This window comes from Mycobacterium sp., assembly GCF_036273375.1.
Taxonomy (GTDB): Bacteria; Actinomycetota; Actinomycetes; order Mycobacteriales; family Mycobacteriaceae; genus Mycobacterium.
In genome coordinates, this window is record NZ_DASUHS010000206.1 from 1 (window position 1) to 15,036 (window position 15,036).

At 66.2% G+C, this 15,036-nt stretch carries 13 protein-coding genes; 10 read left to right on the forward strand and 3 right to left on the reverse strand.

Annotated features, from left to right (window positions below):
• Positions 1-269 precede the first annotated feature (269 nt).
• Positions 270-2,948 carry a winged helix-turn-helix domain-containing protein gene (locus VFW69_RS18610; protein ID WP_526503283.1) on the reverse strand — a complete coding sequence of 893 codons (2,679 nt, stop codon included), beginning with the start codon at positions 2,946-2,948 and terminating at the stop codon, positions 270-272.
• A 250-nt stretch (positions 2,949-3,198) separates the two neighbouring features.
• Here VFW69_RS18610 and VFW69_RS18615 point away from each other — a divergent pair, with 250 nt between their 5' ends.
• The 9 genes from VFW69_RS18615 (at position 3,199) to egtE (ending at position 12,389) form a co-directional block, all read left to right on the forward strand.
• Positions 3,199-3,645, forward strand: a complete 447-nt coding sequence (locus VFW69_RS18615) for a hypothetical protein (protein WP_526503305.1) — start codon at positions 3,199-3,201, stop codon at positions 3,643-3,645.
• A 154-nt stretch (positions 3,646-3,799) separates the two neighbouring features.
• On the forward strand, positions 3,800-4,339 hold the full coding sequence (locus tag VFW69_RS18620; RefSeq protein ID WP_526503285.1) for a hypothetical protein: 540 nt from the start codon (positions 3,800-3,802) through the stop codon (positions 4,337-4,339).
• A gap of 237 nt (positions 4,340-4,576) precedes the next feature.
• Complete coding sequence (locus VFW69_RS18625) at positions 4,577-6,025, forward strand: catalase (RefSeq protein ID WP_526503287.1); 1,449 nt, start codon at positions 4,577-4,579, stop codon at positions 6,023-6,025.
• 32 nt (positions 6,026-6,057) lie between these two features.
• Positions 6,058-6,729 (forward strand): sensor domain-containing protein, encoded by a 672-nt coding sequence (locus tag VFW69_RS18630; protein ID WP_526503289.1) that lies wholly within the window; start codon positions 6,058-6,060, stop codon positions 6,727-6,729.
• A 180-nt stretch (positions 6,730-6,909) separates the two neighbouring features.
• Entirely contained in the window at positions 6,910-8,232 is a 1,323-nt protein-coding gene (gene egtA, locus VFW69_RS18635) for an ergothioneine biosynthesis glutamate--cysteine ligase EgtA (protein ID WP_526503291.1), read from the forward strand.
• The gene (gene egtB / locus VFW69_RS18640; RefSeq protein ID WP_526503293.1) at positions 8,229-9,539 is read left to right on the forward strand and encodes an ergothioneine biosynthesis protein EgtB; all 1,311 of its coding nucleotides are present in this window, start codon (positions 8,229-8,231) and stop codon (positions 9,537-9,539) included. Before egtA ends, egtB begins: the two co-directional genes overlap by 4 nt.
• A complete protein-coding gene (egtC, locus tag VFW69_RS18645; RefSeq protein ID WP_526503295.1) occupies positions 9,539-10,261 on the forward strand; it encodes an ergothioneine biosynthesis protein EgtC in 723 nt (240 codons plus the stop codon). Before egtB ends, egtC begins: the two co-directional genes overlap by 1 nt.
• Complete coding sequence (egtD, locus tag VFW69_RS18650) at positions 10,261-11,226, forward strand: L-histidine N(alpha)-methyltransferase (RefSeq protein WP_526503297.1); 966 nt, start codon at positions 10,261-10,263, stop codon at positions 11,224-11,226. The genes egtC and egtD overlap by 1 nt, the downstream gene beginning before the upstream one ends.
• Before the next feature lie 47 nt (positions 11,227-11,273).
• A complete protein-coding gene (gene egtE / locus VFW69_RS18655) occupies positions 11,274-12,389 on the forward strand; it encodes an ergothioneine biosynthesis PLP-dependent enzyme EgtE (RefSeq protein WP_526503307.1) in 1,116 nt (371 codons plus the stop codon).
• On the opposite strand, the gene VFW69_RS18660 is transcribed toward egtE, so the two are convergent.
• Both VFW69_RS18660 and VFW69_RS18665 read right to left on the reverse strand, forming a co-directional pair.
• A complete protein-coding gene (locus VFW69_RS18660) occupies positions 12,386-13,063 on the reverse strand; it encodes a class I SAM-dependent methyltransferase (RefSeq protein ID WP_526503299.1) in 678 nt (225 codons plus the stop codon). The genes egtE and VFW69_RS18660 overlap by 4 nt on opposite strands.
• A gap of 10 nt (positions 13,064-13,073) precedes the next feature.
• Positions 13,074-14,546: a glutamate-cysteine ligase family protein gene (locus VFW69_RS18665; RefSeq protein WP_526503301.1), complete on the reverse strand. Its 1,473-nt coding sequence runs from the start codon at positions 14,544-14,546 to the stop codon at positions 13,074-13,076.
• A 135-nt stretch (positions 14,547-14,681) separates the two neighbouring features.
• On the opposite strand from VFW69_RS18665, the gene VFW69_RS18670 reads away from it, so the two are divergent.
• On the forward strand, positions 14,682-15,036 hold a 355-nt coding region (locus VFW69_RS18670), incomplete at its 3' end, for an FGGY family carbohydrate kinase (RefSeq protein WP_526503303.1).

Genomic DNA, 15,036 nt, shown 5'->3' on the forward strand with positions numbered 1-15,036 from the left:
CCCGGGTCGGCGCTCCACCGTCGATGCTGAAGGCGCCTCGGACCGTTGGTATTTACGCATAAAGTTGTATATGCGAGCAACTTGGCAAGTAGTTTGTGACATTCCCCACAAACCGTCCCTGTTTGCTGAAACGACGGTGCACTCAAATTGCTGAGCATTTGCTCTGCAAACCTGTATGTTTCCTGTACGAATTGTCAGCTAATTTCGCTGGGCTGGTAAAGCTGCGGGCGACCCAGGTGACGTCGACCAGATGGTCGCTTGCCAAGGCTTTAGCCTCGCTGCTCGAGTTCCGTTCGGGCCTGGTCGATTTGGTTGTAGGCATAGGTCACCATCTCGGCGATGGTCATCGCCTCGCCCGTGCGGGCGAGCGATTCGTAGGTCTGGTCGCCCAGGACATTACGAAGGTGGGCGATCGCCGGTTTCAGCTGGGGATAACTCGCGAGCGAAAAGGCGCTGGCAGCGAACCCGCTAATGATCGCGGCCTGTTCATGGTGTCCGAACCGGTCCAGCAGGGACACGAGCATTGCCAGCGGGTTCAGCAAGAGAGCCACGTTGCCGACGTCGTAATAGCGGCCGATTAACAACGTCAGAGTTTCGAAACATTCGATGGGGTCATGGTAAGTAGTCGCCACAAGCAACACCGTTGACGCCGATGCCGATTCCATCTGTCGGTTGCCGCTCTCCTGAGCGATCGTCAGCGAGCGGCGAAGAGCGTCATAGGCCGCGGCGGGATCAGCATCGTGGTAGGCAAGGCCGTGCGCCAACAGTGCGAAGCAGGCTGTGCTTGGACTGGCAGCGGCATCTGCAGCGTCCAGCAGGCCGTGCGATGCCGCCCGCGCATCATCGCCTCTACCTAAGAAGTAGAGCGCCATGGCCAGACATGCGCGGGTGACCGTTTGAGAACCCGCCTCTTGTCCGATCGCACTGCGGCACAACTCAGCCCACCGCTCGCTCTGACCGGCATGGCTGTACACAACGCCGCTCGACCTTTGCAACTCGTACGGAACCTCGTCGAAACCTCCGCTGTCCGTTAACTGCCGACTGGCGTCGAGATACCCGACAGCGTCGCCTAATCGCCCCGCCGCGTAGCACTGCGCGGCGAGCGCGTACAGCTGCGCAAGCCGCCGATGATTCACCCTTCGTGCGGATTCAATGAGTTCCTCGGCCCACCCACCGGGCTCGTACTGTTCGACCAAGAGGCCGAGGAATCCCGGGTAGAAGGCCAGTGCCGCGGCGCTGTCGAGGTCGCCGTCGTCGGCAGCCCAGCGGAATGCGGTGCGCAGGTTGGCCAGTTCGGTTGCGAACCAGTCGTAGGCCTCACGCTGTCGGGGGCTGTCCCACAGGGCCATGACGTCGGCTTCCCGTCCGGCGAAGTACCGCGAGTGGGCGGCCCGAATCTCGGATGCTTCGCCGCGGGCGACGAGTTGTTCCTCGGCGAACTGTCGGATGGTCTCCAGCATCGAATACCGGGTCCGTCCGGCTGATCGCTCGGCGGCCAGCAGCGACTTGCGCACAAGTGCGTCGAGCAGATCGAGGACGACTAGGTCATCTGCGTCATCGAATCCTGTTACCGCACAAGCGCTTTGCAGGTCGAATCCACCGGTGAACACCGAACACCGCTCCAGCAGAGCCTTTTCCGTGTCGTCGAGGAGCTCGAAAGACCAGGCGACGGCGTGGCGCAGGGTGTGGTGACGTTCCAGAGCACGTCGCGAGCCCACCAGTAGACGGAACCGCTGATCGAGACGGTCCCTCACCTCGGCAGCCGTCATCGACGCCATGCGGGAGGCCGCTAACTCGATCGCCAATGGGATCCCGTCGAGACGGCGGCAGATCTCGACCACCGCGGCCATCTCATCGGGTGTGGTCACCGAGAACTGCGAGCCCTCGCCTCGTGCGCGTTCGACATAGAGCGCCACCGCGGCAGAGTCGGTGCCTGCGGCGACGTCCAGAGAGGGCACCAGGCACGCTTGCTCATCGGCGACCCTTAGTCCTTCGCGGCTGGTTGCCAGAACCTTCACCGTCGCCGATTGCGCCAAAATCGTCTCGACCAAATCGGCCGCAGCTTCACGCAAATGCTCGCAGTTGTCGATCACCAACAATCGGATGGTGCCTTCCATCGCGGCAGCTAGCGACTCGCTCATGCTCTTTCCCGGCTGCTGGGTAATACCTAGCACAGCCGCGACCGCATCGGGCACCGCCGCCGGATCGGTGACCGCGGCCAACTCGAAAACCCAGACGCCGTCTGGGAATTCATCGACGAGACGCCTCGCGACCTCCAAGGCCAACCGGGTCTTGCCGACTCCGCCGACACCGGTCAACGTCACGAGCCGATGAGCTTTGACCGCTGCTTGCACCTCGCCAATTTCAGACTCCCGTCCGATGAAACTGCTGGTCGCCAATCGCAGATTCCCTCGGCTCGCATCTAACGCCCGCAGCGGCGGAAAGTCTGTCCGCAGGCCGGATGCTTGGACTTGAAACACCCCTACCGGAGTCGGCAGGTCCCGTAACCGTCGCGGCCCCAGATCGACGAGGTCTACTCCGCTGAGCAGACCAGCCGTCGACTCGGCCACCAGGATCTGCCCGCCGTGCCCGGCGGCCATCACACGTGCTACTCGATTGAGCACAGCGCCGAAGTAATCCCCGTCCCGCAGCTCGGCTTCGCCGGTCGCGACACCTATCCGTACCGGCAGACCCAGGTTCCGCTGCGCGGCCACCGCCGCATCCACCGCTGCTTTCGGGGAGCTGAATGCCGCGCATACACCGTCACCGGTGTGCTTGAAAAGGAACCCGCCGTGCGCCGCGATCGCCTGGCGCAATACCGCATCGTGAGCAACCAGCGCCGCCCGCATCGTGTCGGCGTCGGCTTCCCACCGACGGGTCGAACCCTCGATATCGGTGAACAGGAACGTCACCACACCAGAAGGCGGTCCTGCTGCGGACACTCGCACAGAATGTCACACCGAGCACACGAGCATCCAGCAAACCGCAACGGACCTTCGAGACGCGGCTTCAACCCCTTCAGGCTCAATTAGCGGCCGTATTGCGCCAGGGGGTCGCGGCACACCCGGGTCACCCGCGGCCATTGACCCGCTGACCGGGGGCTTTAGTTCACAGCTCTTACATAAGTAGCGCATAGCAGCCACTACTGTTAACGGCTTCATCATTTGTCTCATGAGTGAAACATCTGAAACCCCCACTGTGCGGCACTCCACCGCAACTGCACCGGCCGCCGCGGAAGCGGTAGCGGCCTACCGGGCCCCGCGCGTCTTCCAAATCGCCGCGTGGGTCGCCATCGTCGCCGGGATCGTGTTCATCCTCGCGGTCATCTTCTTCACCGGCTTCATCCTCGGCCACCGCGGCGGCCATCACGGCCACCACCACAAGCACCACCACGCGATGGTTCACCACCGCGGTCCTGGCGGTCCCGGCAACTTCGGTGGTCCGGGCGCACCGGGTGGCCAGGGCGGTCAGGGTGGACAGGGCGGACAGAACGGTCCGGGAGCCACCACCGCTCCTCCGGCTCCGTCCGGCGTGCGTCCTAGTGGCATGGCCCCCGGTCAGCTCCCGCCGTCGCTCTTCCACTCCGCGGCCGCGGCCCACGGCGCGCTGGGACAGGTCCCGAGCGTCATCGTGCTGACCAACTGAAAAAACGTTCGTCAACCAGTGGCCCGGCGCTCCACGTGAGCGCCGGGCCACCTGCCTATTGCGGTCACCGGTGTCTAACCGCCGTATCTCGATTCACAACATTTTTGTCGGCGAGACCTGTTAGGGACCAGGTATGCGGGGCACTATGCAAGGCATGAGCGAGACACCCGAACCACGAGTCGAGCCGACCACCGAGCCGACGCCAGCCACATCAGTCGCTGGGGCACCGTCGCCACCACCGAACCGGGTGGAACCCCCGCGGCTCTATACGGCGGCGGCCTGGGTGGTGATCGTCGCCGGCGTCGTCTTCATCCTCACCTCGCTGTTCTTCGTCGGTGCCTACATCTGGAAGCACCAGCACCCCTGCCAGTACCACCACGGCATGTTCCACCCCGGCGGCCCCGGCGGTCCCGGACCGGGTAATGGGCCCTGGGGACCTGGCGGCCCCGGGCCGGGTAACGGGCCCGGGCAGTACGGCGGTCCTGGCGGCGGCTACGGACCGTGGTACGGCGGACCCGGTGGTCCGGGACCCGACAACGGACCGGGGGGATATGGGCCCGGCGGACCCGGGTTGATCGTTCCGATGCCCCCCGGCGGTCCGGGCGCTCCCGGCGGACCGGCCGGTCCGGGTGTCAGCGGTCCCGGGCAGCCGCCTGCCAGCCCGCCCCCCGGCGCGCCCGCGCCGCGTCGCTGATAGCGCTCACTTAAGCCACGCCCGGAATGGGTACTAACCCGTAGTGGGTAACCCGATCGACAGTTGCCCGCGCATTTTCTTGACCAGATCAAGATAAGGGGAATACTCGATTGCGGGCCGGAAGATCCGGGGAGTTCACCGCCGTGCTGAAGATGCTTGCTGTGTAAGCGGATTCGGTACCGCGGTGTGCGACCCCGGAGGTATTGCGGCTTTCAGCATGGTGACGAGGAGAGCGTAATGACGGAGCGTTTCACGACCAATGACGCCGGTATCGCAGCGCCGAGCGACGATCAGTCGCTGACGATCGGCCCAGACGGCCCGATTCTGTTGCAGGACCACTACCTAGTTGAACAGATGGCGATGTTCAATCGGGAGCGCATCCCGGAGCGTCAGCCGCACGCGAAAGGTGGTGGCGCGTTCGGGCATTTCGAGGTGACCAATGACGTCAGCCAGTACACCAGGGCCGCGGTCTTCCAGCCCGGCACCAAAACCGACATGTTGGCCAGGTTTTCCACCGTCGCCGGCGAGCGGGGCAGCCCAGACACCTGGCGCGACCCGCGTGGCTTCGCGCTGAAGTTCTACACGAGCGAAGGCAATTTCGACCTCGTCGGCAACAACACCCCGGTCTTCTTCATGCGCGATCCGTTGAAGTTCCAGCACTTCATCCGTTCCCAGAAGCGCTTGCAGGCAAGCAATGTGCGTGACCACAACATGCAGTGGGACTTCTGGAGTCTCTCCCCGGAGTCGGCGCACCAGGTGACCTGGTTGATGGGCGACCGCGGAATCCCCAAGACCTGGCGGAACATGAACGGCTATAGCAGCCACACCTACAGCTGGATCAACGCGGCCGGCGAGATCTTCTGGGTGAAGTACCACTTCATCACCGATCAGGGCATCGAGTTCCTGACCCAGGAGGACGCGGACCGGTTGGCCGGCGAGGATGGCGACTACCACCAGCGCGACCTGTTCGAGTCGATCGAACGCGGGGATCATCCGAGCTGGACACTGAAGATGCAGATCATGCCGTATGAAGAAGCCAGAAACTATCGCTTCAACCCGTTCGATCTGACCAAGGTGTGGCCACACGGCGACTACCCGTTGATCGACGTCGGCAGGATGACGCTGAACCGCAACGTCACCGACTATCACGCCGAGATCGAGCAAGCGGCATTCGAGCCGAACAACACCGTGCCCGGCACCGGCCTGAGCCCGGACAAGATGCTGCAGGCGCGAGGCTTCTCGTACTCCGACGCGCATCGCGCCCGACTGGGGACCAACTACCGGCAGATCCCGGTCAACACCCCCAAAGTCGAGGTGAACAGCTACTCCAAAGACGGGGCCATGCGGATCAACAACGTCTCCGACCCCGTGTATGCGCCCAACTCCTATGGAGGGCCGCACGCCGACCCGGCACGCGCCGCCGAGATCCGCTGGCATGCCGACGGCGACATGGTCCGGTCGGCGTACACGCTGCACGCCGAGGACGACGACTGGGGGCAGGCCGGCACCATGGTCCGCGAAGTCCTCGACGACGCGGCACGGGAACGCTTGGCGGGCAACATCATTGGCCACGTGTCCCAAGGCGTCAAGGAGCCGGTGCTGTCGCGGGTGTTCGAGTACTGGCGCAATGTCGATCCCGACCTCGGGAAAAAGGTCGAGGAAGGCGTCCGAGGCAACGGGGGCTGACCGCACGTCCATGCGCCTGGCATGATCGCTGCATGACCATGCGGGTTACGCAGGTTGCCCAGCTGCAAGGGGCCGTGATGGCCGTCGGCTTGGCCTTGGCCGGGACCGTCGTGGCGCCGATGGCGGCCGCGCACCCGTCGGAGCCGGGCGTGGTGAACTACGCGGTCCTGGGCAAAGGCTCGGTCGGCAACATCGTCGGCGGACCCATGGGGTGGGAGTCGGTGTTCACCCAGCCCGGACAAGGCGACTGGGTGGACCTCGCGGAGTGCAACAACTGGGCCGACATCGGTTTGCCCGAGGTCTACAACGATCCCGATCTGGCGTCGTTCAACGGAGCCCTCACCCAGACGGCGGCCACCGATCAGACACATCTGGTCAAACAGGCCGTCGGGGTGTTCGCCACCAGCGACGCCGCGGGTCGGGCTTTTCATCGGGTGGTGGATCGAACGGTGGGCTGTTCGGGACAGACGACCGCGCTCCACCTGGACAACGGCAGCACCCAGGTGTGGTCGTTCGACGGCGGGCCGGCCGGCCCCGCCGACGAGAACTGGACCAAGCAGGAGGCGGGCACCGATCGCCGGTGCTTCAATCAAACCAGGCTGCGCGAAAACGTGTTGCTGCAGGCGAAAGTGTGCCAATCCGGCAACGCCGGGCCCGCGGTGAACGTTCTAGCCGGGGCGATGCAGAACGCCTTGGGTCAATAATCCGGCGATTGGGTACCAGTCTTCCCGTGCGCGCGGAAGTGCGGGGAAGGGAATATGTCGGAGGCATCTGATAGATGAAGCACTAGACGAAGTAGCGCCGATTATCGTTCGAATAGCTGCCGCAGGGAAGCGGTCCGCAGGTCCATCTTCAGGCTTGCCCGGACCCGAAGGGATCGTGATATGACGTTCGCGCCGATCACCTCCGCGGCGTCGCGGTCGGAGTCGCGGGTGGCCGGTGCTGACCCGGCCCCGGGGCTGGACATCGCCGAGCTGGCCGACTCTGCGGCCGTCGCGCAGTACATCGCCGAGGGATGCCTGGTGGACGCCCCGCTGGGCCGTGTCGGTCTGGAGCTTGAGGCCCACTGCCACGACCCGGCCGACCCGCACCGCAGACCGAGCTGGAACGAGATCGCGGACGTGCTCGACGCGCTCCCCGCGTTACCCGGAGGCAGCAGGATCACCGTGGAGCCGGGCGGCGCCGTCGAATTGTCCGGGCCGCCGGCCGACGGCGTAGTACCCGCCATCGACGCCATGCGCCGGGATCAGGCCGTGCTGCAGCCGGCGTTTGCTGAGGCCGGGCTGGGGCTGGTCTTCCTCGGCGCCGACCCGCTGCGCCCGCCCAGGCGCATCAACCCCGGCGCCCGGTATCGCGCCATGGAACGGTTCTTCGCGACCAGCGATTCGGGGGAAGCGGGAGCGGCGATGATGACGTCCACCGCATCGATTCAAGTCAATGTGGACGCCGGGCCGCGGGACGGCTGGGCGGCGCGAGTGCGCCTGGCACATGCGTTGGGGCCCACCATGATCGCTATAACGGCGAACTCGCCGATGCTGGGCGGTGAATTCACGGGCTGGGTGTCGAGCCGGCAGCGAGTGTGGGGTCGGATGGACTCGGCGCGCTGCGGACCCATCCTGGGGGCCAGCGGCGATGACCCGGGCACCGACTGGGCCCGGTATGCGCTCAAGGCCCCGGTGATGCTGGTGCACAACCCCGACGCCGAGGCCGTCACGCATTGGGTGCCCTTTGCCGACTGGGTCGACGGCCGGGTGTTGCTTGGGGATCGCCGGCCCAGCGTCGGTGACCTGGAGTACCACCTGACCACGTTGTTCCCGCCGGTGCGCCCCAGGCAGTGGCTGGAGATCCGATATTTGGACAGCGTGCCGGACGCGGTGTGGCCCGCGGTGGCGTTCACAATGGCGGTCCTGCTCGATGACCCGGCGGCCGCCGACATCGCGGCCGAGGCGGTCGAACCGGTTGCCACCGCCTGGGACATCGCGGCCCGAGTGGGGCTGCGGGATCGGCGGCTGTACGGGGCCGCCAACGCGTGCCTGGCCGTCGCCGCCGCGAAAGCCCCGGCCGAACTCGGTGATTCAATGCAGCGGTTGGTCCGCCTCGTCGACCAGGGCCGCTGCCCTGGCGATGAGTTCTCCGACCAGGTGATCGAGCACGGCCTCGCGGCTACGGTCTCCGAGGCGGCGCGTTGCTCGCAAGGGGAGCTGTGACGTCACGGGAGTGCATCGCCGACGACTTGGCGCGGACGCGGACGCGGACGTTGCGTCTGGTTGAGTTTGACGACGCGGAGCTCTGTCGGCAGTACGACCCGTTGATGAGCCCCTTGGTGTGGGACCTGGCGCACATCGGTCAGCAGGAGGAGCTGTGGCTGTTGCGGGGTGGCGATCCCGCGCGGCCCGGGATGTTGCCGCCGGTCGTCGAGGGGCTCTACGACGCCTTCGTGCATTCCCGCGCCAGCCGGGTCGACCTGCCGCTGCTGTCGCCGGACAAAGCGCGGGCATATTGCCAAACCGTGCGGTCCGCCGTGCTCGACGCGCTTGACGTGCTGCCCGACGATCCCGCGGGCGACGAGGCGGCCTTCGTGTATGCCATGGTGGTCAGCCACGAAAACCAGCACGACGAAACGATGCTGCAGGCTCTGAACTTGCGCTGCGGCGCACCGCTTTTGCTTGACGCCCCGGGGCTGCCGGGCGGTCGGGCAGGGTTGGCAGGCACGTCGGTGCTGGTCCCCGGCGGCGAGTTCGTTCTCGGTGTCGACGCCGCCAGCGAGCCGTATTCGCTGGACAACGAGCGACCTGCCCATGTCGTCGACCTGCCCGCGTTCCGGATCGGGCGGGTTCCGGTCACCAACGGCGAATGGCGGCAATTCGTCGACGACGGCGGCTACGACCAGCCACGCTGGTGGTCGGAGCGCGGCTGGCAGCTCCGCCAGGGCGCGGGCCTGACCGCGCCGCAGTTCTGGAATTCCGACGGCGCGACCCGCACCCGGTTCGGCCACGTCGAGGACATCCCGGCCGATGAACCCGTCCAGCACGTCAGCTATTTCGAGGCCGAGGCCTACGCGGCCTGGGCCGGTGCCCGGCTGCCCACCGAAATGGAATGGGAGAAGGCCTGCACCTGGGATCCGTCCACCAACACCCGGCGCCGCTACCCCTGGGGGGAGTGCAAACCGGACGAAACACTGGCCAACCTGGGCGGCACGGCGTTGCGCCCGGCACCCGTCGGCGCCTACCCCGGCGGCGCCTCGGCGTACGGGGCCGAGCAGATGCTCGGCGAGGTCTGGGAGTGGACCACCTCCCCGCTGCGGCCATGGCCGGGGTTCGTCCCCATGCTGTACGAGCGGTATTCACAGCCGTTCTTCTTTCGCGATTACCGGGTGCTTCGCGGCGGCTCGTGGGCCGTGGAGCCAGGCATCATGCGGCCGAGTTTCCGCAACTGGGATCACCCCTACCGTCGCCAGATCTTCTCCGGCGTCCGGTTGGCCTGGGACGTCTCCGACGCCGGGGATCCGGTCTGATGTGCCGGCACCTGGGCTGGCTGGGCACCGGCGTCACGGTTTCCTCGCTGGTACTCGACCCGCCGTTCGGGCTGCGCGTGCAGTCCTATGCGCCGCGTCGCCAAAAGCACTGCCTGCTCAACGCCGACGGTTGGGGCGTCGGGTTTTTCGACACCTCCTCGAAAGGCTTCCCGGAAGGCGGGATGCCGCGCCGCTGGCGCAGCCAGGCGCCGCTGTGGGGCGATGTGTCTTTCGATTCCGTCGCGCCCGCGCTGCGCAGCCACTGTGTGGTGGCGGCGGTCCGCTCGGCCACCGTCGGCATGCCGATCGAGGTCAGTGCGACTGCGCCGTTCACCGATGGGCGTTGGTTGTTGTCGCACAACGGAATCGTCGACCGAGCCGCGTTGCCGACGACGTCACGGGCCGAATCCGTCTGTGACAGCGCGATACTGGCGGCCGTCATCTTTGATCGCGGCCTCGACGCGCTGGGCGAGACCATCGTCGAGGTAGCGGCGGCGGACCCCAACGCCCGGCTGAATATACTGGCCGCCAACGGCTCTCGCATGTTAGCGACGGCGTGGGGTGACACACTGTCCATCCTGCGCCGCCCGGACGGCGTGGTCCTGGCCAGCGAACCTTATGACAACGATTCCGACTGGGAGGACGTGCCGGACCGCCACCTTGTCGACGTCACCGCGACCGGTGTCACGCTGACCCCGCTGGACCAGTCGAAAGGATCTTGATGACGCTGTCGCTGTCGAACCACCTGGCCGCCGACTCGGCGTACCACGCGTTGCGCCGCGACGTGCTGGACGGCCTGCAAAAGACGCCAAAGACGTTGCCGCCCAAGTGGTTCTACGATTCGGTGGGCAGTGGTCTGTTCGACCAGATCACCCGGTTGCCGGAATACTATCCGACGCGCGCCGAAGCTGAGATCTTGCGCGCCCGTGCAGCTGAAGTCGCATCGGTCAGCGAGGCCGACACCCTGGTGGAATTGGGCAGCGGCACGTCGGAGAAGACGCGGGTGTTGCTTGACGCGCTGCGCGCACGGGGTTCGCTGCGCAGGTTCATTCCGTTCGACGTCGACGCCAGCATCCTGTCGATCGCCGCCGCGGCCATCCAACAGGAATACGAGGGGGTCGAAATCAAGGCCGTCTGCGGCGATTTCGAAGAGCACCTGCCCGAGATCCCCGAAGGCGGGCGACGGCTGTTCGTGTTCTTGGGGTCCACTATCGGCAATCTCACGTCCGGTCCGCGCGCGGAATTCCTTGCCGCATTGGCCGCGCAGATGCGGCCCGGCGACAGCCTGCTGCTGGGCACGGACTTGGTCAAGGACACCGAGCGGCTGGTGCGCGCCTATGACGACGCCGCCGGCGTGACGGCGGCGTTCAACCGCAATGTGCTCGCGGTGGTGAACCGGGAACTCGACGCCGACTTCGACGTCAACGCCTACCGGCACGTGGCCCGGTGGAACGCGGCGGAAGAACGCATCGAGATGTGGCTGCGCTCCGACCGTCGCCAGCGGGTGCGGGTCGGCGCGCTCGAGCTGACCGTCGACTTCGACGCCGGTGAGGAAATGCTCACCGAGGTGTCGTGCAAGTTCCACTCCGACAAGGTGTCTGGCGAATTGGCGGCCGCGGGACTGCGTCGCACCCGGTGGTGGACCGACGAGGCGGCCGACTTCGGGTTGTCGTTGGCCGTGAAGTGACCGGCGGCAACCTGCTGGCCGAGCGATGGCGGTCAGCCCGTCCGCCGATGGCCGGGCTGCACCTGGACAACGCGGCGTGTTCCCGCCAGAGCCTGGCGGTGATCGAGGCCACGGCGCAGCACGCCCGCAACGAGTCCGAGGTCGGTGGCTATGTTGCGGCGGAGGCGGCCACACCGGTGCTCGACGCCGGGCGTGTCGCGTTCGGCGCGCTGACCGGAATGTCGGATGCCGAAATGGTTTTCACCACCGGTTCGCTGAACGCTCTGGATCTGCTGCTGGGCAGCTGGCCGGCAGGAACGGCGGACCGAAAAAGGCTGGCCTGCCTGCCCGGCGAGTACGGGCCCAACTTGGCCCTGATGGCGGCGCACGGATTCGACCGGCAGCTGCTGCCGACTATGGAAGACGGCCGGGTCGCCCTCGACGACGCGGCGCTGGCTTTGGAGACCGATCCGCCGGACCTGGTGCACCTTACCGCGGTGGCCAGTCATTGCGGTGTGGTGCAACCGGTTTCGATGATCGTCCAACTCTGCCGGGAGTTGGGGTTGCCGCTCGCCCTCGACGCGGCGCAGGCGCTGGGCCAGGTGGACTGTGCGGCGGGCGCCGACGTGGTCTACTCCTCGTCCCGCAAATGGATTGCCGGGCCTCGCGGTGTCGGGATGCTCGGGGTGCGCCGCGAGCTGATGGAAACCCTGCGGCCGCGGCTGCCCGCGCCGGACTGGGCCAGGAAGGACGGCTTGCCGACGGTTGCCGAACAGCTGGAATTTGGCGAAGCCAATGTTGCTGCGCGCGTGGGGTTTTCGCTGGCCCTGGGCGAGCATCTGGCGTGCGGGCCGCAGGTCGTGTGCGCGCGTCTGGCCGAGCTCGGCAGCCTGAGTCGCACTGTTCTGGCCGATGTGGCCGGCTGGGCGGTGGTCGAAGAGGTCGAGGAGCCCAGTGCCATAACCACTTTGGTCCCGAACGACGGCGCCGACCCGCAGGCGGTGCGGGCCTGGCTGCTTGCCGAGCGACGGATCCTGACCACGTTCGCCGGGGTGCAGCGGGCGCCGCTGGAGCTGACGGAACCCGTGCTGCGGATCTCGCCGCACGTGGATACCACGGCCGACGACCTGGAGACGTTCGCCGAGGCCCTCATCGCCGCCACCGCGGCGACCGCGGCCGGCTAACCTTTGTGCGCTGTCAACAAGTAGGCCGGCATCTTGATCCGGCCCTTCTCGTCGCGATCGTGCGGTGGGAATTCGAAAGGCGCGTCGGGGATATCGACGACATTCGACAGGATGAAGGAGGGGCGGATCTCGTCGACCTCCCAGTACGTGCTCACCGCGGCGCGCAGCTCGTCCTCGTCGACCTCGTTGGGCTTCGGTTGCATCTCGGCCGGGAAGGCGCCCTTGGCGAACACCAGGACGAACAAGCTCGCGCCCGGGGCAGCCGCTCGGTGTACCGAGTTCAGGTAGCCGTCGCGACCCTCGACAGGAAGCGAGTGAAACAACGTGCTGTCGACGACGGTGGAGAACCGTCCGTCGTAGCCGGAGAACGAGGTGATGTCGGCCTGAACGAAGCTGGCCGTGGTCAAGCCACGCTCCTGGGCGGACTTGGTAGCCGCCGCGACGGCCGTCGGTGTCAGGTCGACACCGACCACGGTGTAACCCTGATCGGCCAGTGACAGCGACAGCTCGGCGAACCCACATCCGGCGTCCAGCACGTCGCTGCGAAACTTGCCGGCCGCGACCAGCGCCGCCAGTTCGGGTTGTGGCTCACCGATGTTCCACGGCGGTGGACCCTCGAAGTGGGCCTGCTCGCGATACGCACTGTCCCAGTCCATCACTTCATCAGACGACATGGTTTCCAAGCTACTCCCAGGTGTGCACCGGCTCGTTGGCGTGCATGTGGTCGCAGTACCGGCGCAGCATCTCGGCCAGCGCAGCGGACCTGCTCATGCCACCGTCCTGCAGTGCCCGCACGGTGGACACCTGCCAGCTGGCACCGTTGCGTCCCGCTCGAGCCCGGCCCTCGATGACTCCGAGGAACCGGTCGCGCACCCCGGCGTCGACGCCCCAGCGCTGCAAGCCCCCATCGGCGATCGGCAGCAGCGTGTCGAGCACCAGTTCGCGTGCGCTTACCTCACCCACCCCGGGCCAGTGCTGCCGGGCGTCGATGCCATAACGTGCCGCCGCCAAGAAATTGGCTTCTGCCACACCGAATTCCATGCCGTCCCATAGCGGGTTGTCGGCTTCGGACAGGCTGCGCAGCACGCCGTAGAAGAAGGCTGAATTCGCCAGCATGTCGATGACCGTCGGCCCGGCCGGCAACACCCGGTTCTCCAGTCGCAGATGGGGGCGATCGTCGACCACGTCGTACACCGGACGGTTCCACCGATAGACGGTCCCGTTGTGTAGGCGCAGTTCGGAAAGCTGCGGGATGCGCCCGGCGGCGAGCTCGGCCACCGGGTCCTCGTCGGACACCTCAGGCAGCAGGGATCCGAAGTAACGGAGGTTCTCTTGGTACAGGTCGAGGACCGAGCTGATCCACTGCTCGCCGAACCAGACCCGTGGGCGCACGCCTTGAGTTTTCAGTTCCTCAGGCCTGGTGTCGGTGGACTGGGTGAACAGCTCGATGCGGGTTTCGGCCCACAGCAGGTGTCCGAAGAAGAACGGCGAGTTGGCGCCCAACGCCAACTGCGGGCCGGCCACGATCTGCGCCGCATTCCAGTTGGCGGCGAACGTCTCGGGCGCTAGCTGCAGATGCAATTGCATGCTGGTGCAAGCGGATTCGGGTGCGATCGTGGCGGTATGCCAACTCAGCGGCTCGGGACCGGAAATGTCGATGGGAATGTCTTCGCCACGGGCGGTGAAGATCGAGTCGTTGAGGGCGGCGTACCGCGTCGACTCGCTCATCCAGCCGTGGTCGAGGTGTTCGGACATCAGCGTGGGCAGGATGCCGATCATGACGATGTGGGCGCCGCCGGCGGCGCTGGCCTTATTCTCGGCCTCGTTCAGGCTGGCCCGCACCTCGGCCTCGAGATCCAACGCGGTATGTCCGGGCAGCGCGTGCGGCGGAACATTGAATTCAATGTTGTAGGCCCCTAATTCGGTCTGATAGGCCGGATCGCCGATGGCGTCGAGCACGTGGCGATTGGACATGGCCGGCTGGTAGTCGGCGTCGACGAGGTTGCACTCGATCTCCATGCCGGTCAGCGGCTGCTCGGCATCAAAGCTTGACCGGGCCAGCATCGTCTCGAAGGCGTCCAGGCACAGCTGTACCTTGCGCCGGTATTCCCGCCGATGCGCGCTGTCGTACGTGGTGCGCTTGACCTCTTCGCCCACAACGCCGATGCAACAGGGTTAACGCCCGTAACGCAAGCTCTCACGAGTCGCAGTCCCGCCTCGTCGGTGCCGCGGGTAGACCATGATGGACTTTTGACGCTAACGTGTTCCGAGCTCACGGGTGGAGGAGAGCAGTTGGCCGAGTTCGCCGAATTCGTCGCAGCCATCGACCAGGGGACCACCAGCACTCGCTGCATGATCTTCGATCACGATGGTGCCGAAGTAGCCCGCCATCAACTCGAGCACGAACAGATCCTGCCCCGGGCCGGCTGGGTGGAGCACGACCCGGTCGAGATCTGGGAGCGCACCTCCTCGGTGCTGATGTCCGTGTTGAACCGGGCCAATCTGAGTTCGAAAAACATTGCCGCGCTGGGTATTACGAATCAGCGCGAGACGACGCTGGTGTGGAATCGCAAGACCGGGCGCCCCTATTACAACGCGATCGTCTGGCAGGACACCCGAACCGACCGGATCGCGTCGGCGCTGGAAC